Source organism: Chryseobacterium sp. DT-167 (assembly GCF_058310155.1).
Window position 1 is genome coordinate 1 of record NZ_JBZEEQ010000122.1, and the last position, 544, is coordinate 544.

The 544-nt window shown below is 71.5% G+C and carries 1 protein-coding gene; it reads right to left on the minus strand.

The annotated features are described in order from the left end of the window. Positions 1-49: 49 nt before the first annotated feature. Positions 50-544 (minus strand): acyltransferase family protein (locus AC4FQ5_RS20085; protein ID WP_491146481.1); only part of this gene is annotated, 495 nt, incomplete at its 5' end.

Below are 544 nucleotides of genomic sequence, written 5' to 3' on the forward strand. Positions count from 1 at the left end.
CGCCGGAGACCGGTGCGGGCGCGGCTGCGGTTCCCTCGGAGCTCGACGCTCACGAGGCCACCGCCCGGAGTCGGACTTCCATGAAGCGGTGCGTGAGTTCGGCGAGCGCGATCGTGACGAGCAGAGTGAGGAGCAGACCACCCGTCGGGAGGGGATCGACCGTCGTCCCCGCGATCGCAGCGACGGCGGCCGGCACGAGGATGTACAGCGGCCAGTGCCAGAGGTAGATCGAGTACGACCGCGTCGCCACGTAGTCGACGACGGGGTGCTCGACGACTCGAGCGAGCATCGACCCCGATCGCGGGGTTCCTGCCGCGATCACGAGCATCGTGCCGAGGACCGGCACGGCGGCGATCCAGCCAGGGAAGGACATCGAGGGCTCGATCACGGCGAGGCTCACGGCGAGGAGGGCCGCCCCGACCATCCCGAGCGGTGCTCGCGCGACTCCGCGCGGTCGCGGGACGAGGCACAGGAGCGCGCCGGCCAGGAACTCCCAGGCTCGCGCGCCGGTGTTGAAATAGGCCCCGGCGGGAGCGACGTGCGT